The organism is Pseudomonas sp. NPDC087817, from assembly GCF_044742875.1.
GTDB lineage: Bacteria > Pseudomonadota > Gammaproteobacteria > Pseudomonadales > Pseudomonadaceae > Aquipseudomonas.
Map to the genome: position 1 here is coordinate 9361 of NZ_JBIUVJ010000020.1, position 22197 is coordinate 31557.

The 22197-nt window shown below is 62.0% G+C and carries 22 protein-coding genes and 1 pseudogene; 17 read left to right on the forward strand and 6 right to left on the reverse strand.

Going from position 1 to position 22197, the window contains the following annotated elements; translation table 11 throughout:
• The 4 genes and pseudogenes from ACIONG_RS15375 to ACIONG_RS15390 all read left to right on the forward strand — a co-directional run.
• Positions 1-221: pseudogene (locus tag ACIONG_RS15375) on the forward strand (arginine decarboxylase); the annotation flags it as partial.
• Positions 222-454: 233 nt separating this feature from the next.
• Entirely contained in the window at positions 455-1798 is a 1344-nt protein-coding gene (locus ACIONG_RS15380; RefSeq protein WP_213027437.1) for a type VI secretion system Vgr family protein, read from the forward strand.
• On the forward strand, positions 1795-2589 hold the full coding sequence (locus ACIONG_RS15385; protein ID WP_401300678.1) for a DUF4123 domain-containing protein: 795 nt from the start codon (positions 1795-1797) through the stop codon (positions 2587-2589). Before ACIONG_RS15380 ends, ACIONG_RS15385 begins: the two co-directional genes overlap by 4 nt.
• A 17-nt stretch (positions 2590-2606) precedes the next feature.
• Entirely contained in the window at positions 2607-3482 is an 876-nt protein-coding gene (locus ACIONG_RS15390) for an alpha/beta hydrolase (RefSeq protein ID WP_401300680.1), read from the forward strand.
• Here ACIONG_RS15390 and ACIONG_RS15395 read toward each other — a convergent pair.
• Both ACIONG_RS15395 and ACIONG_RS15400 read right to left on the reverse strand, forming a co-directional pair.
• Entirely contained in the window at positions 3476-4825 is a 1350-nt protein-coding gene (locus ACIONG_RS15395) for an MATE family efflux transporter (RefSeq protein ID WP_401300683.1), read from the reverse strand. The two genes, ACIONG_RS15390 and ACIONG_RS15395, sit on opposite strands and share 7 nt — an antisense overlap.
• Positions 4826-4974: 149 nt before the next feature.
• The gene (locus tag ACIONG_RS15400) at positions 4975-5268 is read right to left on the reverse strand and encodes a hypothetical protein (protein ID WP_007914623.1); all 294 of its coding nucleotides are present in this window, start codon (positions 5266-5268) and stop codon (positions 4975-4977) included.
• A 242-nt stretch (positions 5269-5510) separates the two neighbouring features.
• Between ACIONG_RS15400 and ACIONG_RS15405 the strand changes: the two genes are divergently transcribed.
• The 5 genes from ACIONG_RS15405 to ACIONG_RS15425 all read left to right on the forward strand — a co-directional run bounded on the left by ACIONG_RS15405 (position 5511) and on the right by ACIONG_RS15425 (position 10034).
• Positions 5511-5813 (forward strand): MazG-like family protein, encoded by a 303-nt coding sequence (locus ACIONG_RS15405; RefSeq protein WP_007951009.1) that lies wholly within the window; start codon positions 5511-5513, stop codon positions 5811-5813.
• Positions 5813-6562, forward strand: a complete 750-nt coding sequence (locus ACIONG_RS15410) for a methyltransferase (RefSeq protein ID WP_401300686.1) — start codon at positions 5813-5815, stop codon at positions 6560-6562. The genes ACIONG_RS15405 and ACIONG_RS15410 overlap by 1 nt, the downstream gene beginning before the upstream one ends.
• Before the next feature lie 12 nt (positions 6563-6574).
• Entirely contained in the window at positions 6575-7183 is a 609-nt protein-coding gene (locus ACIONG_RS15415; protein WP_213027442.1) for a DUF4136 domain-containing protein, read from the forward strand.
• A gap of 54 nt (positions 7184-7237) precedes the next feature.
• Positions 7238-7795: a DUF4136 domain-containing protein gene (locus ACIONG_RS15420; RefSeq protein ID WP_401300689.1), complete on the forward strand. Its 558-nt coding sequence runs from the start codon at positions 7238-7240 to the stop codon at positions 7793-7795.
• A 250-nt stretch (positions 7796-8045) separates the two neighbouring features.
• Positions 8046-10034: a pilus assembly protein TadG-related protein gene (locus ACIONG_RS15425; protein ID WP_401300692.1), complete on the forward strand. Its 1989-nt coding sequence runs from the start codon at positions 8046-8048 to the stop codon at positions 10032-10034.
• Here the strand turns inward: ACIONG_RS15425 and ACIONG_RS15430 are convergent.
• Together ACIONG_RS15430 and ACIONG_RS15435 are read right to left on the reverse strand one after the other, a co-directional pair.
• Entirely contained in the window at positions 10031-12766 is a 2736-nt protein-coding gene (locus tag ACIONG_RS15430; protein ID WP_401300695.1) for a PAS domain-containing protein, read from the reverse strand. The genes ACIONG_RS15425 and ACIONG_RS15430 overlap by 4 nt on opposite strands.
• Entirely contained in the window at positions 12763-13203 is a 441-nt protein-coding gene (locus ACIONG_RS15435; RefSeq protein WP_401300697.1) for a TadE/TadG family type IV pilus assembly protein, read from the reverse strand. Before ACIONG_RS15435 ends, ACIONG_RS15430 begins: the two co-directional genes overlap by 4 nt.
• A 75-nt stretch (positions 13204-13278) precedes the next feature.
• Here ACIONG_RS15435 and ACIONG_RS15440 point away from each other — a divergent pair, with 75 nt between their 5' ends.
• Complete coding sequence (locus tag ACIONG_RS15440) at positions 13279-13749, forward strand: prepilin peptidase (RefSeq protein WP_401300700.1); 471 nt, start codon at positions 13279-13281, stop codon at positions 13747-13749.
• Between the two features lie 124 nt (positions 13750-13873).
• Positions 13874-14647, forward strand: a complete 774-nt coding sequence (locus ACIONG_RS15445) for a response regulator transcription factor (RefSeq protein ID WP_401300703.1) — start codon at positions 13874-13876, stop codon at positions 14645-14647.
• Between the two features lie 28 nt (positions 14648-14675).
• Here the strand turns inward: ACIONG_RS15445 and ACIONG_RS15450 are convergent, their stop codons facing one another.
• Positions 14676-15092 (reverse strand): response regulator, encoded by a 417-nt coding sequence (locus ACIONG_RS15450; RefSeq protein WP_103306298.1) that lies wholly within the window; start codon positions 15090-15092, stop codon positions 14676-14678.
• A 71-nt stretch (positions 15093-15163) separates the two neighbouring features.
• Entirely contained in the window at positions 15164-15373 is a 210-nt protein-coding gene (locus ACIONG_RS15455; RefSeq protein ID WP_038360610.1) for a Flp family type IVb pilin, read from the reverse strand.
• A gap of 338 nt (positions 15374-15711) precedes the next feature.
• Between ACIONG_RS15455 and cpaB the strand changes: the two genes are divergently transcribed.
• From cpaB to ACIONG_RS15485, 6 genes are read left to right on the forward strand one after another with little or no spacing between them, the layout of a single operon-like run.
• Positions 15712-16659, forward strand: coding sequence for a Flp pilus assembly protein CpaB (gene cpaB, locus ACIONG_RS15460; protein ID WP_401300706.1), 948 nt, complete (start codon positions 15712-15714; stop codon positions 16657-16659).
• A gap of 21 nt (positions 16660-16680) precedes the next feature.
• Positions 16681-17952, forward strand: coding sequence for a type II and III secretion system protein family protein (locus ACIONG_RS15465; protein ID WP_103306295.1), 1272 nt, complete (start codon positions 16681-16683; stop codon positions 17950-17952).
• Positions 17949-19139: a pilus assembly protein gene (locus tag ACIONG_RS15470; protein WP_103306294.1), complete on the forward strand. Its 1191-nt coding sequence runs from the start codon at positions 17949-17951 to the stop codon at positions 19137-19139. Before ACIONG_RS15465 ends, ACIONG_RS15470 begins: the two co-directional genes overlap by 4 nt.
• Positions 19136-20407 (forward strand): CpaF family protein, encoded by a 1272-nt coding sequence (locus tag ACIONG_RS15475; protein ID WP_401300710.1) that lies wholly within the window; start codon positions 19136-19138, stop codon positions 20405-20407. The genes ACIONG_RS15470 and ACIONG_RS15475 overlap by 4 nt, the downstream gene beginning before the upstream one ends.
• A gap of 10 nt (positions 20408-20417) precedes the next feature.
• Entirely contained in the window at positions 20418-21302 is an 885-nt protein-coding gene (locus tag ACIONG_RS15480) for a type II secretion system F family protein (RefSeq protein ID WP_103306292.1), read from the forward strand.
• Positions 21299-22189 (forward strand): type II secretion system F family protein, encoded by an 891-nt coding sequence (locus tag ACIONG_RS15485; RefSeq protein WP_213027450.1) that lies wholly within the window; start codon positions 21299-21301, stop codon positions 22187-22189. The genes ACIONG_RS15480 and ACIONG_RS15485 overlap by 4 nt, the downstream gene beginning before the upstream one ends.
• Positions 22190-22197 lie beyond the last annotated feature (8 nt).

A 22197-nucleotide genomic window follows, 5' to 3' on the forward strand; every position in this document is an offset into this window, starting at 1 on the left:
TGAACATCTATCAGAACGCCGATGGCAGCGTGTACCACGCCGGCATCGAGACCCACGACACCATCGAAGACATGCTGCGTTACGTGCACTTGTCGCCGGAAGAACTGATGACTCACTACCGCGACAAATGCGCCAGTGCCCGCATCAGTGCCAGCGAGCGCACGCAATTTCTCGATGCCTTGCGTCTGGGCCTGACCCGCTCCTCCTACCTGTCTTCCTGAGGCCAGGTTGCTATCTTGCCGGGTTGTCTGAAATTTTCCCGAAAGCTGTGGAAAATTCGGATGACCCGGTGGGATATATCCCAAAATCTTCGCGAAATGCTTGGCTATCCCCGCCAGCAAAGTCATCCGGTCTGCTTTTCGCGTAGGTCATTTCCTAAGTTGTACTTCAGCTCTCTACTCGGCCATGGCTCTCGGCGAGAATCCCCGACCGCCCCTCCTGTAGAGATCCGCCTATGTTCGATCCAGTCTGCGAGTCGTCGTTTCGTCTCGATGTAGCGGGCCTGTCCGACCCTTTCGAAGTCTTGGCCTTTACCGGTAGCGAAGCCATCAGCGAACCCTTTGCGTTCGAAATCGATGTGTTGATCGACGATCCGCAACTGGATCTCGCCGGTCTGCTTTACCGTTTCGCGTATTTGTGTTTCGGACCGTCAGGGGAGGGCGTGCACGGGCAATTGCAGAGCCTTGTCCAGCATGAACACGGGCTCGGTTCGAGGTTGTGCCGGATTCGTCTGGGGCCCAAACTCGGTTGCCTCGATCTGCGCATCAGTCAACGCATCTTTAGTGGCCGTTCGGTGCCGCAGATCATCGAGCAAGTGCTCAGGGAGCATGGGATTGTCGGCGCTCAGCGACGCTTCGAGCTGCACGGCGACTACCCGGCCCGCACGTTCTGCACGCAATACCGTGAATCGGATCTGCAACTGTTGCAACGTCTGTGTGCGCAGGCGCGGATTCACTATTTCTTCGAGCACGGGCGCGACCGGCATTGCCTGGTGTTCGGCGACGATCAGGCGCAGTTGCCATTGGCAGGCGCTGCGCTGTATCAGGACGTAGATGACGGCCATCGCGTCGCTCCCACCGTGCATCACTGGCAATTTGAAGAAATTTTGCAGGCGGATTCGCGGCAGGCGCAACGAGCCGAAGGGCGCAGCGATCTGACCACGTTGCGCAGCGGTCACTGGCTGCGATTGGTCGGCCATCCTTTCGCTGAGTGCAATCGTCAGTGGTTGTTGACCCGTATTGAACATTGCGCTGATCCGTCCCTCGATCTGCCTTATGCCAACCGGCTGTTTGCCGCTGCGCAGCTGTCGCCGGCGGCGGTTGCGGCAGCGTCACGGCTGCGCATGCATAGCCTGCAACGGGCCTGGGTGGTGACGGTCGACGAACCGCAGCCCGACCGTTTGCGGCCGGTGGCGGTGCAGTTCGACTGGCTCTATCAGGGCGAGGGTGCGGCGCCAAGTCACTGTTGGCTGCCGCTCGCGCCGTCCTTGGCCGAGGCGCCGTTGGCGGCACTGGGTGATGGGGTCGAGGTGGTGGTGAGCTTCTTTGAAGGTGACCCGGATCAGCCGATGATCAGCGGCGTCTTACAACCGCCGATGGCCGTCGCGCAGATCACCGATGATCCTCCGTTGCCGCTGCCGGACAAATTGGTGAGTGAAGGGTTGCAGCAGTTGCTGGCGTCTGGCGAACCGTTGTTGCTGTTGTGCCTGATCCCGGGCGGCGGCAGTTTCAGCCACTGCGCAGAGGCCGTGTGCAGTTGTCGGTTGATGGCTTCGCTTGAACAGAGCGGCGCAACATGAGCGGCGCGGCGCTTGAGCCTATGGCGCAATGGCTGCTGCTCGACAGCCCGGATGCTGCGCGGGCGCTGACGGTGTTACGCCAGGCGTTTCCCGGAATACGGCGCTTCTGGCTGTTCGAGGGAACCGAATTCGAGCCGGTCAGCGAACATGGCCCGGTATTGGTCGACCTGTGCGACAGCTCCGCGTTGTCAGCCTTGTGTCACAGCGATCCGGACACCTGGCGTGGGCTGTTGCTCAGCAGCGACGTGCCTGCGCAGGTGTTGCTGAGTCACTTGCAGCGCATGCTCACGGTCTCGTTCGGATTGAATCATCGGGCCTTGCTCAGCTACTACAACCGCCAGACCGCGAGCTATTTTTTCGACGCCTGCGATGCCGGCGAATTGAGCCGCTGGCTCGGGCCGATCCGCCAGTTGCGCTGGTTCGGCGGCACCTGGGCCGACCGTGCAATCGGCAGTCAGGGCTGGCAGCAGTTGCGCAATCCGGGGCTGGTGGTCGAACCCTTGAACATCGAAGAAAGCCTCACCCGGCGTCAACGCGAACATCTGCAAACGTGCCTGCTGGAACAGCACATCTGGCGGTGGTGCCAATCGCTGGGAACCGACTACATAACGATGGCCTCCCATGTTCAACAGGGGCTGGCGCTGGGCTTCAGCGACCGCACCGTGCTCGATGGCTGGTTGTGGCTACGCTTGCTGCATCCGCGTGCCGTATTGGTGCCGCCACCCGAGGGCTTGACCCAGCAGGAGCGGCTTGAGCATGTTCGGCGCCAATGGCGCGATGGTCCGGTTTGACATGAGGTTTGGCGCCTATGAGAGCTTTTTTTCGGCAAAGGTTTGGCGCGTTGATCGGCGCTGTTGTGCTATTGGCGCTGAGCGCCTGTTCGCCGGTGAAACTGCTCAATGCCTTGACCCCGGACAGCACGTTCGAGAAAACCACCGGCATTGCTTATGGCGACGATCCTCGGCAGAAACTCGATGTGTACGTGCCACGTCGGGCGCTGGCGGATGCGCCGGTGGTGGTGTTTTTCTACGGTGGCAGCTGGAACAGCGGTGCGCGCGAAGACTACGGCTTTGTCGGCGAGGCGCTGGCGTCTCGCGGCATCGTCGCGGTCGTGGCGGATTATCGGTTGTTTCCGCAGGTGCGTTATCCCCTGTTTCTTGAGGATGGCGCGCGAGCGGTGGCCTGGACCCGGGCGCACATTGGCGAGTTTTCCGGCAATCCGCAGCGCTTGTATCTGATGGGGCACAGTTCGGGTGGCTACAACGCGGCGATGCTGGCGCTCGATGGCAGCTTGCTCGGTGCGGTGGGCATGTCACCGAAGGATCTCAGCGGCTGGATCGGCCTGGCCGGGCCCTACGATTTTCTGCCAATCAAGAATCCCGAGGTGCGTCCGGTGTTTTTCTGGCCGGACTCACCGCCGCAATCGCAGCCAATCAATCATGTCAGTCGCGGCGCGCCACCCGCCCTGCTGATCGCGGCGAGCAAGGATGACCTGGTCAACCCGACACGCAACACCGGCGGTCTGGCGCGCAAACTGCGCGAAGCCGGGGTGCCGGTGCAGGATCTGTACTATTCGCGGCCCAGTCACATCACCTTGGTCGCAACGCTGTCGCGACCGTTGCGACGACTGGCGCCGGTGCTCGATCAAGTGGTCGGGTTCATCGAGCACACGCCGACTCAGTGAGCGCCGCCATTGAACCAGCCGTCGTTCCGCTTGAGCCACCAGGCCTGCGCACCGAGGGTCAGGCTGCGCAGCACCATGAACAACAGGAACGTTATCCACAGGCCGTGATTGCCCAGACCTTGCAGTGCCCAGGCGAACGGCACGAGCAAAACCACCGTCATGAGCATGCCGTTGCGCATTTCCCGGGCACGGGTGGCGCCGATGAACAAGCCGTCGAGCAAATAGCTCCAGACCGCAATCAATGGCAGCACGGCGAGGTACGGCAGATAAATGAACGCGGTGTCGCGCACGCTTTGGATATCGGTCTGCATTTCGATGAACAAGTGCCCGGCCAGCAGGAACAGCAGGGCAAAACCGAGGCTGGCGATCAGCGACCAGCCTCCGGCAACCACCAGCGAGCGACGCAAGGCGAGGCGATCACGAGCGCCGATGGCGTGGCCGCACAATGCCTCGACCGCGTGGGCCAGACCGTCCAGCGCATGGGCCGTCAACAGCAAACCGTTGAGCAACAGGGCGTTGGCGGCGACTGTTGCGTCGCCGAGTCGCGCGCCTTGCACCGTGATCAGGAAAAATACCGATTGCAGCGCCAGGCTGCGAATGAAAATGTCGCGATTGACCGCCAGCAGTGGACGCCAGCTCTGCCACAGCTTGAGTGCGGCCCAGACGATGTGCCCGGGATAGGCGCGCAGCGCCTTGCGCGTCAGCAACAAGCCGAGCAGGGCACCGCACCACTCGGCAATCACCGAGGCCCGTGCCGAACCGACCACGCCCCAGTCCAGACCGATGACGAACCACAGATTGAGGGCGATGTTGATCAGGTTGGTGGTCAGCAGAATCGCCAGCGGCGCCCGGGCGTTCTGGGTGCCGAGGAACCAGCCGACCAATGCATAACTGGCCAGCGCTGCCGGCAGGCCAAACAGCCGGGTGTGGAAGAAGTCGCGAGTAAGTTGATCAAGCTCCGCCGATGGCTGCATGAAGTGCAGCGCGACACCGCTCAGCGGAACGCCCAGGGTGCCGAGGACCAGCGCCAGGCCCATCGCCAGCAGCAACCCTTGCAACAGGATCTGCCGCAACGCCGCGCCGTCGCTGCGCCCGGCGGCCTGAGCCGCGAAGCCGGTAGTGCCCATGCGCAGAAAACCCATGGCCCAGGCGAGAAAGGTGTACAGGCTGGCGCCAACTGCCACCGCGCCGAGTTGATGGGCGTGCGGCAAATGGCCGATGACGGTGCTGTCGACCAGCGCCACCAGCGGCACGGAAATATTGGAGAGGATCATCGGCGCGGCAAGCGCCCAGACCTTGCGATGGGTCGGGCGGTCGCGCCAGTCGGCAATCAGAGTGGACATGCGGGCTCCTTGGGGGAGCGGGATTGTAGCGATTCATGCGATCCAATGTGGGAGCGAGCCTGCTCGCGAAGGCGATGTGTCCGTCGGCGTAGATCTCGGGGGTGCCGGCCATTCGCGAGCAGGCTCGCTCCCACAGGGGGGCGGTGGTGTTAATGAATAATCCAGCTCAGCAACCACAACCCCAGCAGCAACCAGATAATCCCGGCAATGATCGACGCATTCATGAACGCGCGAATCGCCGACCACAGCAGCATCAACCCGACGATCAGCGCGATGATGCTGATGATCGACGTGTCCATCCCCAGCGTCTTGGCCAGCCCGTCGACAAAGTTGCCACCGGCATTGCTCAGTATGTTGAACAGGCCACTGAGGCCATCAACGATAAAGCGGATGACCGAACCGAGCGCCTGGCCGAGCCATTCGAAAAAGCTTTCTACCTGCATGTGTGCATCCTGATGAAAGAGCTGAGCCTTGGGCCACAACGCAGGTGGCCGAGTTCCCTGCATGATAGTGGGTTTACTCAATCTCTGTGGGAGTGAGCCTGCTCGCGAAGGCGTTGTGTCAGTGACATCAATGGTTGATGACACAGCGCATTCGCGAGCAGGCTCGCTCCCACACTAGATCACCTGCGCTGCTTGCCTTTGGTGGACATCCCCCCGAAGCTATACGCCTTCAGGAGAGCCCGATGAACCTTGTTGAACTGACCGAACGCCTGCACGCCATTCGCGACCGCAATGACTGGCGGCAATTTCACAGCCCGAAAAACCTCGCCATGGCCGCCAGCGTCGAAATGTCTGAGCTGGTGGAGATCTTCCAATGGCTGACGGAAGACCAGTCGCGCCAGTTGCCGGCGGACAAACTCGCCCACGCCGGGCAGGAAGTCGGCGACATCGTCCTGTATCTGTTGCTGCTGTGCAGCGAGTTGGGGCTGGACATGAATGAAGTGGTGCGCAGCAAGCTCGCTGACAGCGAACGGCGGTTCAGCTGATGAGCGACCGGCATTTCGATCAGTTGGCGACCCGCTTCGCCGAAAAAATCTACGGCGGCGCCAAAGGCGCGATTCGCCTCGCGGTATTGCAGGCCGACCTCGCCGAAGCGCTGCCGGATCGTCCGTTGCGTGTTCTCGACATCGGCGGAGGTCTGGGCCACATGTCGCTGTGGCTGGCCGAACGCGGGCATGACGTGACCTTTACCGAGCCGGCCGAGCCGATGCTCGAAGGCGCCCGCCAGCGCTTCGCCGAGGCGGGGCAGGCCGCGACGTTCATTCAGGCGCCGTGGCAGGAACTGCTCGGGCAGCTCACCGAACCGTATGACCTGGTGATCTGCCATGCGGTGCTGGAATGGCTGGCCGAACCCCACGCGATCCTGCCCGTGCTGCACCAACTGACCAAGCCCGGTGGCTGGTTGTCGCTGGCGTTCTACAACCGCGATGCGCTGATTTACCGAAATCTGCTCAAGGGCCATTTCAAGAAGATGCGCAAGAACGACATGGCCGGCGAAAAGCAGAGCCTGACTCCGCAGCAACCTCTCGATCCGAGGGAACTGGCAACGCAACTCGACGGCCTGTGGCAGGTCGAAAGCCAGAGCGGGATACGGGTTTTCCACGACTACATGCCGGTGGAATTCCAGGCCCGCGCCGAACTCGTGGATTTACTCGAGATGGAGCTCGCTCACCGTCGTCACCCAGGCTTCGCCGGGCTTGGGCGTTACTTGCACTGGATCTGCCGGCCGATCTGATCGGAGCGCGAAATGAAAGCACAAGCGGGGTTATTGCTGATCTGTCTGGGGTTGGCCGCCTGCCAGGGCAGCAACCCCTACGTGGCGCAGTCGCGGCCCCTGCCGCCAGCGCCACCGCAAGCGTCCAACACCTTTGATCGCAGCGCTTACCCGGCGCCACCGCGCGATTATGGGCGTTACCGCAGTTGGGCCTGGCTCAACGGGCAGTTGCCGCCGGGCACGGCCTGGGCGGATTCGGCGCAAGTGGCCGAAGCGGTGAGCAATGCGCTGGATCAACGCGGCTTGCGTCCTCTGCACGACAATCGCCCGGCAGACCTGTTCGTCACAGCCAACCTGCGTCTGGAAACCCGCTTGCGTCAGGTCCAGGACGATTACGGCTACGGCGGGTACGGCGGCTATGATCGTTACGGTCGCGGTTACGGCATGTACAACAGCGTGCCGATCGTACGAACGTATCAGGAGCAGGTTGTGGTGGTGCGGGTCGACCTGTTCGACGCCGGCACCGGGCAACCGGTGTGGAGCGCCAGTGCCGAAACCGCGAACAAGGGCAGCCAGATCGATCGCACCGATGCGATTCGCGAGGCTGTCGAAAAGGCCATGTCGGCGTATCCTCCCAGTTAGCTTCCGGCAGTCGGGAAGCTCCTGCAGGTTCATGTCTTCAAGTGGAGAACAACCATGTTCCGCCGTCTCGCTTTACTGGCCATGGCCGCGCTTCTCAGTGCCTGCGCCGCGAACCAGGTCAACCATGACTTTGATGCCAGCCGCGACTTTGCCGCCTATCGCAGCTGGAGCTGGAAAGACCCCGCCCTGCAATATCGCCCCGACGATCCACGGATCAAGAGCGACCTGACCGAACAGCGCATCCGCCAGGCCGTCAGCGATCAACTCGATCAGCGTGGCTTGCGCCCTGCCGCCGCGGGCGGCAAAGGTGATTTGAGCGTGCAGACCTACCTGATCGTCGAGGATCGTCAGCAGCAAGTGACGACCAACTACGGCGGCGGTTGGGGTGGCCCGTGGAACGGCTACTGGGGCGCGCCGATGTACAACGAAACGCGCAACATCACCTACAAGGTCGCGACCATCCAGATCGACTTGCTCGACGGCAAGGACGGCAAACTGGTGCGGCGCGGCAGCGATGAGCAGATGCTGGCCAGCAAACCGAATCCGGAGGATCGCAGCAATGCCATTCGCGAGACAGTCGCCCGCATCCTCTCCAACTACCCACCGCGTTAACTGCCCTTAACATCAACTCGAACCCTGTGGGAGTGGGCTTGCCCGCGATGACGGCGGCACATCCAGCACTGATGTGTCTGACCCACCGTTATCGCGGGCAAGCCCGCTCCCACAGGTTCATTGGTTGACTAAAGTCAGCATTCCATTAGCAAGGGACTGGCTTGTTGCCAGCAGTCTTATCCAGCGCCGTCTACACTCAAATCCACCAATGGAGGTAGCGCTCGGCAGTGCGCCGGCAAAGGAGTGCGCGATGTCGCCTCGTTCGCAATTCAACGGCCCGGCCCGGCAGCGCGGGGCGATCGGTCTGATGGCGGCGCTGACCCTGGGCCTGGCCTTGGTGTGCATGGTCCTGGTGGTCGACAGCGGCCGTTTGTACATGGAGCAACGCCGCTTGCAGCGGGTGGTTGATGTTGCCGCGCTGGAGGCGGTATCGCGCGGTGGCGATTGCCTGTCAGGTGCCAGCGCCAACGCTTACGCCACCGCCAGTGCGGCGCGCAACAGTTTTACCGTGGGCCAGGGGACGACCCTTGTCGTGACCTGCGGTACCGTGCAAACCGGTGCCAACAACCTGCGCGCCTTCGCCGCCGATGCCAGCAAGAAAGAAGCCATCAGCGTGGTCGCCACCCGGGTCGTGCCCAGCAGTGTGGCTGCGGCGCTGTACGGGTTGTTTTCGCCGGGCAGCGTTTCGCCCACCACTCGCCTGGGCGCCACCGCCGTCGGCGCCTCCTCGATTCTGCCGCCGCAGGCGCAATTGACCATCGGCACCACGCTGGCCACCGTCGATGCGAGCAAGTCGGCGCTGCTCAACACGGTGTGGGGGGGCATGCTCGGTGGCAGCCTCAACCTCAGCGTTGCTGGCTGGCAGGGGCTGCTGGACGCCAATATCAACCTGCTCAGTTACCTCAATCAACTGGCGCTCGATGTCAATGTCGATGCCGGCAACTACACCCAACTGTTGAGCAAGAACATCCAGATCGGCCAACTGATCGACACCGCCATCACCGTGCTGACCAAGGGTGGCACCACCACCAGTGTCGCGGTCAACGGCCTGCTCGGGTTGAAGGCCGTGGTCGGCAGCACTGAAGTGGCGCTGGGCAAATTGCTGCAGTTGCAGACCGGTGCCACGTCTGCCGCGCTCAATGCCAATCTGCAAGTGTTCCAGTTGCTTGAGGCCGTCGTGCAGGTGGCCAACAGTCAGAACGCGCTGAGCGCGACGGTGCCGTTGAGCATTCCGGGGCTGGTCAATGGCTCGGTCAAAGTCAAAGTCATTCAGCCGCCGCAATTGTCGGCCGTGGGCAACCCGATGCTGGCCAAGGCCGACCCCATGGGGGCCAACCGGATTTACGTGAAAACCGCGCAGGTACGCACGTTGATCTCGCTGAACCTGCCGGTGCTGTCCGGCGTCGCCGGGCTGGCCAGCGCCATCGTCAGTACGCCGCTGGTGGGCGGATTGACGGACACACTGAACAACCTGTTGCACCTGAACATTGCCGGTACGCTGAACTCGTTGTTTTGCACGCTCGGTGGCACCTGTCAGCGCACGGACCTGAAGATTCTGCCGACGTCGAGCATCGACATTCTCCTGGAAGCTTCGGCCGCCGACAGCCATGTCACCGATTACAACTGCTTGAGCGATGCGACCAAAAGCCTGACCACCCAGACCAACTCCTCACTGGTCAAACTCAAGGTCGGCAAGATCGACGCGACCAATGCGTTTTCATCCTCGGCAGACGTCACGGTGCAGCCGCTGGCGTTGATCGATGTCGGCGTCATCACCTGCACCATTCCACTGCTGGGTCTGGGCTCGGCCACTTGCGATCCCAACTCGCGCAAGCCGTTTTACGGTGGCGGTCTCGGCGTGATGGTGGACACCTCGGTTGCCAGTACCCAGAACATCCACACCTACAACCAGCCACCGGAAATCAAGCAACCGCCGCTGAACTACAGCTTCGGTACACAAGGCGTGGTCAATAGCCTGAAAGGCACGTTGAGCGGGGTTCAGGTGCAAGCCTACAAACCCACCGGTTCGAGCCTGCTGGGCGGTTTGCTCACCACCACTGCGGATGTCCTGGCTGGCGTCAACAACACGCTGGGCGTGGTCATCGACAACTTGCTCAGCCCGGTGCTTGACCCGATTCTCGACAGTTTGCTCGCCAACCTTGGCATCACTCTGAACAAGGTCGATGTCGGCGCCAACCTCAGTTGTCGACCGCCCGGCCAGCCGACCCTGGTGATTTAATCGTTGAACGCGATCGGCAGCTCGATACAGAACTGAGCACCTTCGTCGCCATTGCGCACACTCAGGCGTCCGCCCATGTTGTCGATGATGCCGTAACTCACCGACAAGCCCAGACCGGTGCCGACGCCGACCGGTTTGGTGGTGAAGAACGGCTCGAAAATGCGCTCCAGCAGACGCGGATCAATGCCGCCGCCGTTGTCCTCGACCCACAACCGCACCACGTGCTCATCGCTCTCGGCACGCACGGCGATCCACGGCTGGAAGTCGCGATTCGCCTCGCGCTTGCCGAGCAAGGCATCGCGCGCATTGACCATCAGATTGATCAGCACTTGTTCGAGTTGATCGACATAGCCGCGCACCTGAACCTGAAACTCCGCCTCGTTGACCCGCAACTCGACACCTTTGCCACGCAAGCCTTCCGACAGCAGCGACAGCGTGCCTTCAATGGCATCGAGGGGGTTGAACGGATGCTGTTCGATTTCCGAGCGGCGGCCGAACACGCGCATGTGATCCACCACCCGTGCCGCCCGTTGCACTTGCGCGTCGATGCGATTGAGCTTGTCGGTCAAATAGTCGATCTGCACATCGCCGTTGCCCAGACGCTTGAGCACATTGACGATGGCCATGCGCATCACGTTCAGCGGCTGGTTGATTTCGTGGGCGAGACCGGTGGCCATTTCGCCGAGGGTGGCCATTTTTGCGCTTTGCGTCAGCTGCTGCTGGGAGCGCCTTACCTCGGTGTTGTCGCGTCCCACCGCTTGCACCTCGATCAGGCGACCTTGCTCATCAAACACCCCACGATCCGACCAGACCCACCACGCGTGCTCGCGACCGGGCAGGCGCAAATTGATTTCGGCGCTGCTCACCGGCTGTTCCGGGGTCAATTGCGCCAAGCGCTGGATGAAGGCTTCGCGCTGTTCGTCGGACATCCAGCCGCCCAGATTCACGCCGGGCAATTGCTCGGGCAGGCATTCCAGATACGTCGCCAAAGGCCGGTTGCCGAAGGTCAGCGTCAGGTCCGGGCGGTAGCGGCAAATCATCGCCGGCGAGTCTTCCACCAGAATCCGGTAACGCTCTTCGCTGGCCTTGACCTGTTCGGCGGCGAGGGTCGCTTCGGTGACGTCCAGCCACAGTCCCACCGCTTCCACGGGCAGGCCGAGATCGTCGCGCAGCAGCTTGGCTTCGTCGAGCAGCCAATGCGCATTGCCCTGACGGTCGAGCACGCGATAGCGCGTGCTCACCGAACCTTCGCGCAGCAACTGGCGTGTGCGTTCGAAATAGCGCGGGCGGTCTTCGGGATGGACGTGTTCGACCAGCCGTCCGTTGTCGCAATCAGCGAGATTCCAGCCGAGCAACGGTTGCAGGCTGGCGCTGAAAAACGTCGGTTGCAGCGCGCCTTCGACATAGCGCTGCACATAGATCACGGCAGGGGCACTGGCGATCAGATTGTCCAGCCGCGCGTGGGCGGCGGCAGCCTGTTGCTGCTGATTCTTGATGTCGCTGATGTCGAGCATGAAGCCCACCAAGCGGCGCTCGGCACCTATGCCCAGCGAGCGACCCTGCAAGCGATACCACAAAGGCAACGGCCGATCACTGGGTTGCAGGCGTACACATAATTCCAGTGGCGTGCCTTCGTCCTGCAAGGCTTGCAGATGGCTGCGCAGCTCATCGCGGTCGGCGGGATGCACCTGAGTGAACCAGTCCTGAATCGGTAGCCGCTCCGCTGGCAAACCCAGACTGGCGGCCAGCGCCGGGGCCAGTTGGACTTCGGCGTTGTCGCTGCTGACCTCCCACCAACCGGTGCCGAGCAGCGCTTGCAGCACGTCAAGGCGTTCCAGTTGCTGGTGATGGCGATGCTCGCGCAGGCGCTCCAGTAAAGGCGCGGCCACGGCAGCGGCCAACAGCAACCAGTCGTGATCGTTCAGGTCCGGTGCCTGTTGCTGCGCGTTATAACTGGCGCAGAGCAACCACGCCGCGACACCTTGAGCGTCGCGGTAGGGCACGGCGAAACCTGCGTGCGGGCCGAACAGCGCGCTCAGGCGCGGTTGTTCGCTGGCCAGCAAACGTTGCGGCAAGGCGCCGTTGAGACTGTCGAGGCCAGTGCCCAGGCGCTGCTGATCACGCCATATCTGCGGTGCCTGCAATGCGGCGTAATGCTGATGAACCTGCCAGCCCTGGCCTTGCTCATCGAGCAGTGCCACCGCCAGACAAGGGATGTGCAAATGCTGACTCAGGCGTTGCAACTGTTCGCCCAGTACCTCGGGCAAGCGGGCGAGGCTGCCCAGGCGCAACTGATCGCGAACCTGCGTGGCCAACAACTGGCATTGCTCGCGACTGCGGGTCTGCCGCCGTTCGCCGAGCAGGTCGCCGATGTCGAGCAATTGCAGCAACCAGCCGTCACCTTGCGCCTGCACCCAGCCGCGCAAATGCAGCGGCGGACCGGCCAGGCTGAAAAAATCCAGGTCGAGCAACTGGCCTTGCCAATCGGCGGGTCGCCCCTCCAGCGCGAGGCTGCTGTGTGGCAACACATACTCCAGCAACGGCGCGGGATGGCTGGTGGACATCCGCTGCGCGAGTACATGGCGCAGCGGCCCGCTCAGATGAAGGACCTGGCCATCGCCATCCAGATGCAGTTGCAGGCCGACGCTCGGCACCACAGGGTTGTCCGGCGGCTGGACCGGTTCAGGGTGTCGATTGAGCAGGCGACCGAACAGCTTTTCACCGGAACTCAAAATTGCAGGCTCGACGAGGCGCGTAGCGTCGCGGGCAGGCGCGGTACCGAACCGATGCCCGGCAACACCAGAAACGGCAGTGCCTGATTCAATTTGCTGGTGGGATAGTTGATGGTCACGGTCAGCACGCCGCCGGTATAGGTGATGGTGCTGTCCGAGGCGGCGTTGAAGTTCAAGGCGCCGGGCAGCCATGCCAATTGCCGGGCCAGCTCGGTTCTGGCAGTGGCCGTGACGGCGGCGGGGTAATTGGCGGTGGCCGGATCAAGTGCCACGCTGCGGCGCACGGCTTCGGCCGTCGATTCATTGAACGACTGCATCAGCAGCAGCGGCAGGCTGTAGCTGACCAAGCCATAAAACACGGCAAAAAAGACGATGAACACCAAGGCGAATTCGATGGCGACAGCGCCTTTTTGCTTGCGGGGGAGGCCGGATTTCATGAGTGCGTCTACCCTGACAATCACTACGTAATATCAGCATAGAATCATTCGGCCAAAACGGACGCTTTTTACCGCATGCACAGCTTTGTCCTACTGATCTGGCTGACACTCTGTGCGGCGCAGGATGCCCGCCAGCGGCATATCGGCAACGGCCTGACCCTGGGGGTGGGCGGGTTGGCGCTGGGGTACTTGTTGATCACCGGTCACACCTGGCTCGGCGCCGACATGGCGCAAGCAGGCTGGGCAGTGCTGCTGGCCGTGGTGCTTTCTGTTCCTGGTTATATCCTGAAACGTTTTGGCGCCGGCGATGTGAAATTAATGACAGCCTTGGCGCTTGCGACGGACGGTACGCTGCTGCTCGGCGCGTTCATCGGTGCAGCGCTGTCCAGCGCCCTGTGGATCCTGCTGGTGCCAAAACTCTGGCTGCATATGAGTCAAGGGCTTAGAGAACGTCTTCGATATCTAGGGCCATACAAGTCAAAAAAGCTGCCATTTGCACCGTTCGTGCTGATCGGAACAGTCCTGACTTTGCTTTGGATCCATTAGTCGCCGCATGCCACTACTGCTATGTACATAGTCGGAAAGTGCGTCTACTTTCAAATCAACGTTATACAGCCTCGTGCTGTCAGTACAGGAACGGTCAGCCTTTGGCCTGGGCATGGAGTGGCAAGTGAACAAGCTTACGTCTGCGGTAAAGGTGCTGGTGGTCGACGATCAGCCGCTGATTGTCGAGGAACTCTGCGAATTCATCGAAAGCAGCAGCTACCGTTGCGTGCCTTGCGAATCGAGCAAGCAGGCGATCGAACAATTCGTCGAAGACCCCGCCATCGGCCTGGTCCTGTGTGACCTGCATATGCCGGACATGGACGGCATTCAACTGGTGCAGGAACTGCAACGGCTGGCGGGCAAGCATCGCGTGTTCGAAGCCATCATGCTCACCGGTCGCGCCGACAAACAGGACGTGATCAAAGCCTTGCGCGCCGGGATCGCAGACTACTACCAGAAACCGATTGATCTGGACGAACTGCTCGAAGGTCTGCAACGCCAGGAAGTGGCATTGCAGGAACGGCAGAAAACCCTGCAATTGGGCCATCTGAATCAGAAGCTGCAATACCTCTCCGAGTCGATCGACGATCTCTACCAGGACCTCGACAAAGTTCGCCGTGGCCCCGCGCCTGCAAGTGACGACACGTCGGCTGAGCTGGAAGGCGTGGAGATACCGGCGATTTTCAATCAGCTGTCGCCACGTCAGCTCGACGTCGCAAGGTTGGTGGGCAAGGGCCAGACCAACTATCAGATCGCCTGTGAATTGGGCATTACCGAGAACACGGTAAAGCTCTATGTCTCGCAAGTGCTGCGACTGACGCATATGCACAACCGCACCCAATTGGCCCTGGCGTTGTCACCTGGCAACTCGGGACGGCAACGGGTGACCGCGCACTGACTTCAACTGACCCCCGCACTCAACGGGGTCATACCCCGCGAACGCTGCTGACCTTGGGTTTGGGAAACAGATTGTCCAGGGTTTCCAGCAAGCGCACGTGATAGATCGGCTTACGGAACAGATCCAGCACCTGCAAGCGCAGCATGTCGCTGACGTCCTCCATGTCCGCGTGCCCGGAGGTGACGATCACCGGCAGATGCTGGCGCGAGGTGTGCTCACGCAGGCGCTTGATCAGCGACATGCCGCTTTCTTCCGGCATGCGCAGATCGGTGATCACCAACGCGATATCGGGATGGCGGGTGAGGTGATGAAGGGCGAGTTTTACCGACGTCGCGGTGTGACAGGTGAAGCCTTCGCCCTCCAGCAACTCCGCAAGCTCCAGCAGTGCGTCCTCCTCATCGTCGACGAGGAGCAACTGCTGGCGTGGAGTGTGTGAGGAGTTCATAGGCAACACCTGCAATGGACTGAGTGCTGACGGTAGAACCCAATGGCTGCATTGACAAGTTATCGGCCCGATCAGGGTGTTGGAGTCAGCGCAGTCTGGATAGCGGTCAGAATCGCGGTGACCTGCGTACCGATGCCGTTACCAAATGCGGCAATCACCAGCGCCACCAGACCGACCACCAGCGCGTACTCGATGGCGGAGGCGCCTTCGGTGTCTTTTGCCAGGCCTTTGAAGAACGCGATTTCGGATTTGATCTTTTGAACAATGAGGGAATACGACATGAGAATTCTCCTTGAGCACGCTAGGTGTTGCGCGTTCGCAACATGATTTCCCTGTGCCAGCATCAGCATTGTCGGCATTTCTCGAGCCTACAACTGTAAGAACGGATTAACCCTAAAGTAGTAGGGGGCCGATTCACGGCATAAAACGACATTTGGCGCTTCAGGCCTCTACTTTCGTTGGATATTTCCGCCTTCGTAATGGCGTTTTGTTCGGGCTGCGCTACCGTCAAATAGCGAAATAGTTACTTGTTCATAGCTGCCTGATTGCGAAGTTATCTCGTTGAACGTCACGGGTCACTGCAAGAGAGACAAAGCGCAGCGGGAAAGGGAGAGCCGTCATGAACAGTCGCGTCACTTTGGGTCTGGCCGGGTTGTTTCTGGTGGGCGCCATCATTGCCGGATATTGGGGGCTGACATTGAGCCGGCCATCAGTGGCCGAACCGGTCGCTGCACCTGCCGTGGTGCCGGTCGTACCGCCCGCCGCCAAGGCCGAACCCGTGGAAGACCCCACACGCCAACCCGTCGTTGTGCTGCTGCGCGACATCGCCCCTTTCGTGAAAATCACCGCGGCTGACGTTGCCGTGGAAAAACTGCGCACCGCGCCCGCCGGCAGTCTGGGCAACGTTGATCAAGTCATTGGCCGCACGCCGTGGCGGCCCTTGTGCGCCGGCAGCTGGTTGAATGAAGAGAGCTTCGAGTCGGGCAGCCAACTGGCACGGATGATTCGTCCCGGTGAGCGCGCACTGGCCGTGGCGGTGGATGAAGTGATCAATGTCGGCGGGCAATTGGCGCCCGGCGATTACGTCGATGTGCTGCTGTTTCTGCGCAAGGACGAAAGCAATCCACAGGCCTCGGCACAACTGGTGGTTCCGGCGGTGCGAGTGCTCGTAGTCGGCAGCCAGAGCGGCCTGACCAACGACGGCCAGCCAAGCAGCCCCGCGCGCAGTGACGACGAACGATTGAAACAGGAACAGCAACGCATGGCCGCGCGCAGCGTGGTGCTGGCCGTGCCTGAGCCTTTGCTCAACCGTTTGATGCTGGCCTCCGGTGCCGGGGTGTTGCGCCTGGCGGTGCGCAGCGCCGATGAGCAACAGCTGGCGAAATACTGGGCCGGCGAAAACGATGTCGCCACCCGGCTCGACACGCCGCGTCGCGACCTGCTCGAGTTCAGCCAGTTGTCCCTGGCGGCACCGCCAAAACCACTCGCTGTGGCCGGACAACCGACGGCGCGAAAACCCACCGTGGAAGTCATCCGCGGTGCCGAAAACGCTCAACCCACTCCCTGATTCGAGCAAGGACGCCTTTACATGCGCACACGCTTTACGCCCCTGTTCAACGGCTTGTTCCGCGCCTCGCTGCTGAGCGTCGCCTCGATCGGCACGGCCGTCGCCGCCGCGAGCAACTGCGCCGCCCTCGGTCCGTTGCCAGCGACACTGGAAGTCGGCGAAGGCCTGCAACAGGCGTTGCAATCGCCCGTGGCAATCACCCGGGTGGCGGTGGGCGATCCGAAAATCGCCGATGTGCGCGTGACCGGCGATCAAGGCATCCTGCTCACCGGCGTTGCGCCCGGCGCCACCACACTGATGATCTGGAGCGCCTGCGCCAGTGCCCCGCGCCAGAGCATGGTGTTCGTACAAGGCAAGGCGAGTGCGGCGATGAAGGCGGTCTCATTGCCGGCCTCCGACGACCCGAATCTGCCCTCGCAAGTGCAGACCGACATTCGCTTCGTCGAAGTCAGCCGCACCAAACTCAAAGAGGCCGGCACCTCGATCTACGGCAAAGGCTCGAACAATTTCCTCTTCGGTGGACCGGGCACGGTGCCCAACACCGGGGTCACGCCCGGCGTCGTGCCGCTGAACAATATCGACCCGCGCATCGCAGTGCCGAGCATCCCGCTGGCCAACGACATGTTCAACATCGTCTGGGGCGGCGGCAGCAGCAAATTCCTCGGCATCGTCAACGCACTGGAAGGCAGCGGTTTCGCCTACACCCTGGCGCGCCCGAGTCTGGTGGCGTTGAGCGGGCAGAGCGCAAGTTTCCTCGCCGGTGGTGAAATCCCGATCCCGGTGCCCAGCGCCAATAGCAACAGTTACTCCATCGAATACAAGGAATTCGGCATCCGCCTGACCCTGACGCCGACGGTGGTCAGCAGTGACCGTATCGCCCTGAAAGTGGCACCCGAAGTCAGCGAGCTGGATTACAACAACGGCGTGACCATCGGCGGCACCAAAGTGCCGGCCTTCACCATCCGCCGCACCGACACCAGCATCTCGCTGGCCGATGGCGAGAGTTTTGTGATCAGCGGTTTGATCAGCACGCAAAACGCTTCACAGGTGAACAAGTTTCCCGGCTTGGGCGACATACCGGTGCTCGGCGCTTTTTTCCGTAACTCCTCGATCAACCGAGAGGAGCGCGAGCTGCTGATGATCGTCACCCCGCATCTGGTTCAACCGCTGGCCGTCAACGCACCGTTGCCTTCGCTGCCGGGTGAAAAACTGCGCAACTACGACCCGAACTGGTATCGCCTGTACTTCCTCGAAAACGGCAACTTCGATAAACGCAGCGGGTTATCGCAATGAGCCAGAGCCTCAGTCAGACCTTCCTCGCCATCACCCGCAACGACACCGATCTTGAGTGGTTGCAAGGTGCCCTGGCGCCGCTCGGGCAAGTGGTCAGCGCCGGGGGCGGCAGCCTTGACGAGTTGCTGGCGCTGGTTGACGTGACCTTTGCCAGCCTGGTCTTCGTCGGGCTCGATCGCGATCATCTGGTGGCCCAGAGCGCCCTGATCGAAGGCGTGCTGGAAGCCAAACCGATGCTCGCCATCGTCGCCCTCGGTGACGGCATGGACAATCAGTTGGTGCTCAACGCGATGCGTGCCGGGGCGCGGGATTTTGTCGCCTACGGTTCACGCTCCAGCGAAGTCGCCGGGCTGGTGCGGCGCCTGAGCAAACGCCTGCCGGCGGTGACGCCGAACGCCCAGCTCGGTGGCTTGACCGTGCTCTACGGCGTGCAAAGCAACGCCGACGGCGCGCTGCTCGCCAACCACATGGCGCTGGTGGTGCAGAAGAGCGGCCAGCAAACCCTGTTGCTTGATCTGGGTTTGCCGCGCGGTGACAGCCTGGCCTTGCTCGGGCTTGAGAGTTCGTTCCATTTTGGCGATGCGCTGCGCCACTTGCGGCGGCTCGATGCGACCCTGATCGACAGCGCCTTCACCAGTGCCGAGGCCGGCCTGCGCATTCTCGCCTACGCGCCTGGCGACGAACCGCTGGAGCGCACCAGCGCCGCCGAGTTGTACATGTTGCTCAGTGCCCTGCGCCAACACTTCCAGCACATCGTCGTCAACCTTACCGGCCAGCCCGACAGTGAGGCGTTGCGCACCTTCGTCAGCCATTGCGACAAGCTGTTGTGGTACACCGACCAGAATGTGCTCGACTGCCGGCGCAACCTCGCGGTGCTCAATCTGTGGCGTGAAAAAGGCATGAAACTCGACCACGGCCGGCTGCTGGTGGATCGCTACCTGCGCAACGTTGCGCCGGACTCCGAGACCCTCGGCAAGACCTTCGGCCTGGAGGTGATCGCGGTACTCGCGTTCAGCCCGGAGATCCGTCTCAACGCAAAAAACCAAGGCGTGACCCTGTTCGAACTGGCCCCGCGTGAGGCCATCAGCCAAAGCCTGCGCACCCTTGGCGAACGCTTGGCGAAACGCTCCGAAGGCCTGGCCAAACCCAAGGCCAACTGGTTCAACCGCTTGCGAGGCACCTCATGAACGGCGAACAACTGTTCGGCGGGCCGCAGCGCCATGCCTCCGGCAACACCGATCACGATGGCCTGAAACTGGTGCTGCACCGCTACATCATCGACGCCATCGAAGAGTCCGGGAAAAACCTGCTGGAGGGCTCGCGGCAGGTGCTGTCGCAATTTGTCATCGACAAGGTCGCCGAATACATCGCGCGCCTGCACCTGGCGATTTCCCGTTATGAAATGGAGCGTCTGGCCGAAGAAATCGTCGATGAGCTGACCGGTTTCGGACCGCTGGAAGTGCTGCTGCGCGACAACGCGGTGACCGAGATTCTGGTCAACGGCCCGCACCGGGTGTTCATCGAACGCGATGGCGTGCTGCATATGAGCGACTTGCGCTTTATCGATGCGCATCACGTCGAGCGGGTCATGCAACGCATTCTCGCGCCGCTGGGGCGGCGTCTCGACGAGTCGTCGCCGATGGTCGATGCGCGCCTGCCCGATGGCAGCCGGGTCAACGCGATCATCCCGCCGATTGCCCTCGACGGACCGTGTCTGTCGATCCGGAAATTTCGCAAAGACATGCTCAAGAGCACCGACCTGATGGCGATGCAAACCATCGATCAGGCGATCTATGACTTCATCGAAGAGGCTGTGGGCAAGCGCTGCAACATCCTCATCAGCGGCGGCACCGGCACCGGCAAAACCACGTTGCTGAACATCCTCAGCCAGTTGATCAATCCCCACGAACGTTTGGTGACCATCGAAGACGTCGCCGAATTGCAGCTCGGCCATCCCCACGTCGTGCGTCTGGAAACCCGCCCGCCGAACGCCGAAGGCCACGGCGAGGTGAAGGCCAGCGACCTGATTCGCAACGCCCTGCGCATGCGCCCCGACCGGATCATCCTCGGCGAGATTCGCGGCGTCGAAGTGGTCGACGTGCTCACCGCGATGAACACCGGCCACGACGGCTCGATGAGCACCGTGCACGCCAACAATGCCCAGGATGCCTTGCTGCGTCTGGAAACCCTGGTCGGCCTGACCGGGCGCACCATCGCCGAACGCACCTTGCGCCAGATGATCTGCGCCGCGCTGGATGTGGTGATTCAACTGACGCGCATGCCCGACGGGCGCCGCTGCGTCAGCGAAGTGGTGGAGGTGGTCGGCGTGCGTGACGACGTCTACGTCACCAACACCCTGTTTCGCCTTGATCGGCGCACCGGCTTCGGCTTCCTCCGCGAGGCGGTCAATCCGGCGGGCGACAAGTTGCGCCGCGAACCGGCGCTCGCGCATTGAGGGCTACGGCATGCTCAAACCACTGTTGCTGATCGTGATTTGTCTGGCCTTGCTCGGGCTGTCGTTGCGGATGTTTTACACCGGCTGGCGTCAGGGCGGTGCCGAGCGGGTGCTTGATCGGCTTAATCAGGGGCAACCCCAACTGACCGCGGATTCGCCGCGCTGGGCCGGTCTTGAGCGCGCCTTTTTGCGCGCCGGACTGGGCCGGCCGACCGAGCGCATCGGTGTCTGGCTGCTGCTCTGGGGTTTCGCGGTGCTCATCGGTTTTGCCTTGGCGGGGTGGATCGGTCTGCTGGTGCTGCTCGTGCTGCCACCGCTGGCATTGCGCGTGTATGTCAGTTGGCGCTACCAGCGCCGGTTGCGGCGCATGATCGAGCAACTGCCGCAATTGCTCGATCACACCGTGCGCAGTTTGAAGTCCGGGCGCACCCTCGCCGATGCGGTGCTGGGTGGCATCGAGGCCAGCGAATATCCGCTCAAAGACGCCATGGGCCGGGTCCAGCGTAACGTGCAGTTGGGCGTGAGCCTGCCGGACGCCGCGTCGGATCTGGCCGAGCTGTACGAGCGTGATGAGTTTCGCCTGTTTGCCCTCGGTCTCAAGGTCAATCATCGCTACGGCGGCAACGCCAGCGAGTTGCTGGAAAACCTCATCAAGATGATCCGCGAGCGTGATCAGGCCTCCCGCCAATTACGCGCCATGACCGGTGAAACCCGTCTCACGGCCTGGGTGCTGGGTTTGTTGCCGATCATCATGGCCGGGTACTTCCTGATGGCCAATCCGATTTATCTGGTCGCCATGTGGCACGACCCGTCCGGGCAGCGAATGCTGGCCACGGCGTTCGGCATGCAGGTGATCGGCAGTCTTCTACTCTGGCGGATGCTGCGCAGCCTATGACCACGCCCCTGATGATCAGCGCCGTGCTGTTGCTCGGCGCCGCGCTGTTGCTGCTGGTCAGCCTGTTGGAGCAGCGCCGCCGCACCCGGCAAGTCAGCCGTCGACTGGAGGGCGACCTGCTGCGGGAAAACCGTTTCGGCAATCTGCTGCAAGTGCTCGGCGACAGCAAGGTCGGCCAGCGCAGCGTCAAACTCGACAATGAAACCCAGGCCCTGCTCAACCGTCTGGGCTGGCGCAGCGCGCGCCAGCGTTCGTTGTTCGCTGCCTGCCAGATCGGCTCACCGTTATTGCTGCTGGCGCTGACGGTGTTGCTGCAATCGGTGTTTTTCCCGGCCGTGGAAAAGCAGTGGATCGCGCCGTTGTTCGCCCTCGGCGTCGGCTATCTGTTGCCCAAGCGACTGCTGGTGATTGCGGTCGCCCGACGGCAGAAACAACTGGCGACCGAGATCGGCACATTCATTCCGCTGCTGCGCATCCTCTTCGAATCCGGCATGGCCGTGGAGCAGGCATTACGTGTCCTCAGCCATGAGGGTCAGGCCTTGCTGCCGGTGCTGACTCAGGAGCTGCGTCTGGTGCTGGCGCGTGTCGACTCGGGTCTTGAACTGGGCGAAGAACTGAACAAGGCCACGCAATTGCTGGCGGTGGATGAGTTCACCGACACCTGCGTGATCCTCCAGCAACTGCTGCATCAGGGCGGCGGCGCGATGAAGTCGCTGCTGTCGCTCAAGCAATTGCTCGATGACCGACGCCTGACGCGTCTGCAGGAATACATCTCGAAGATGTCCGCGAAAATGTCCGTCGTGATGATGCTGTTTCTCTTCCCGGCGTTATTGATTGTCCTCGCCGGCCCGGGCTTCACTGCCCTGGCGAAAGCGTTGGGTGCATGAAGGAGTGG

Coding starts and splice junctions, on each gene's coding strand:
- ACIONG_RS15380 (WP_213027437.1), top strand. CDS start 455: ATGTTCGATCCAGTCTGCGAGTCGTCGTTTCGTCTCGATGTAGCGGGC.
- ACIONG_RS15385 (WP_401300678.1), top strand. CDS start 1,795: ATGAGCGGCGCGGCGCTTGAGCCTATGGCGCAATGGCTGCTGCTCGAC.
- ACIONG_RS15390 (WP_401300680.1), top strand. CDS start 2,607: ATGAGAGCTTTTTTTCGGCAAAGGTTTGGCGCGTTGATCGGCGCTGTT.
- ACIONG_RS15395 (WP_401300683.1), bottom strand. CDS start 4,825: ATGTCCACTCTGATTGCCGACTGGCGCGACCGCCCGACCCATCGCAAG.
- ACIONG_RS15400 (WP_007914623.1), bottom strand. CDS start 5,268: ATGCAGGTAGAAAGCTTTTTCGAATGGCTCGGCCAGGCGCTCGGTTCG.
- ACIONG_RS15405 (WP_007951009.1), top strand. CDS start 5,511: ATGAACCTTGTTGAACTGACCGAACGCCTGCACGCCATTCGCGACCGC.
- ACIONG_RS15410 (WP_401300686.1), top strand. CDS start 5,813: ATGAGCGACCGGCATTTCGATCAGTTGGCGACCCGCTTCGCCGAAAAA.
- ACIONG_RS15415 (WP_213027442.1), top strand. CDS start 6,575: ATGAAAGCACAAGCGGGGTTATTGCTGATCTGTCTGGGGTTGGCCGCC.
- ACIONG_RS15420 (WP_401300689.1), top strand. CDS start 7,238: ATGTTCCGCCGTCTCGCTTTACTGGCCATGGCCGCGCTTCTCAGTGCC.
- ACIONG_RS15425 (WP_401300692.1), top strand. CDS start 8,046: ATGTCGCCTCGTTCGCAATTCAACGGCCCGGCCCGGCAGCGCGGGGCG.
- ACIONG_RS15435 (WP_401300697.1), bottom strand. CDS start 13,203: ATGAAATCCGGCCTCCCCCGCAAGCAAAAAGGCGCTGTCGCCATCGAA.
- ACIONG_RS15440 (WP_401300700.1), top strand. CDS start 13,279: ATGCACAGCTTTGTCCTACTGATCTGGCTGACACTCTGTGCGGCGCAG.
- ACIONG_RS15450 (WP_103306298.1), bottom strand. CDS start 15,092: ATGAACTCCTCACACACTCCACGCCAGCAGTTGCTCCTCGTCGACGAT.
- ACIONG_RS15455 (WP_038360610.1), bottom strand. CDS start 15,373: ATGTCGTATTCCCTCATTGTTCAAAAGATCAAATCCGAAATCGCGTTC.
- cpaB (WP_401300706.1), top strand. CDS start 15,712: ATGAACAGTCGCGTCACTTTGGGTCTGGCCGGGTTGTTTCTGGTGGGC.
- ACIONG_RS15465 (WP_103306295.1), top strand. CDS start 16,681: ATGCGCACACGCTTTACGCCCCTGTTCAACGGCTTGTTCCGCGCCTCG.
- ACIONG_RS15470 (WP_103306294.1), top strand. CDS start 17,949: ATGAGCCAGAGCCTCAGTCAGACCTTCCTCGCCATCACCCGCAACGAC.
- ACIONG_RS15475 (WP_401300710.1), top strand. CDS start 19,136: ATGAACGGCGAACAACTGTTCGGCGGGCCGCAGCGCCATGCCTCCGGC.
- ACIONG_RS15480 (WP_103306292.1), top strand. CDS start 20,418: ATGCTCAAACCACTGTTGCTGATCGTGATTTGTCTGGCCTTGCTCGGG.
- ACIONG_RS15485 (WP_213027450.1), top strand. CDS start 21,299: ATGACCACGCCCCTGATGATCAGCGCCGTGCTGTTGCTCGGCGCCGCG.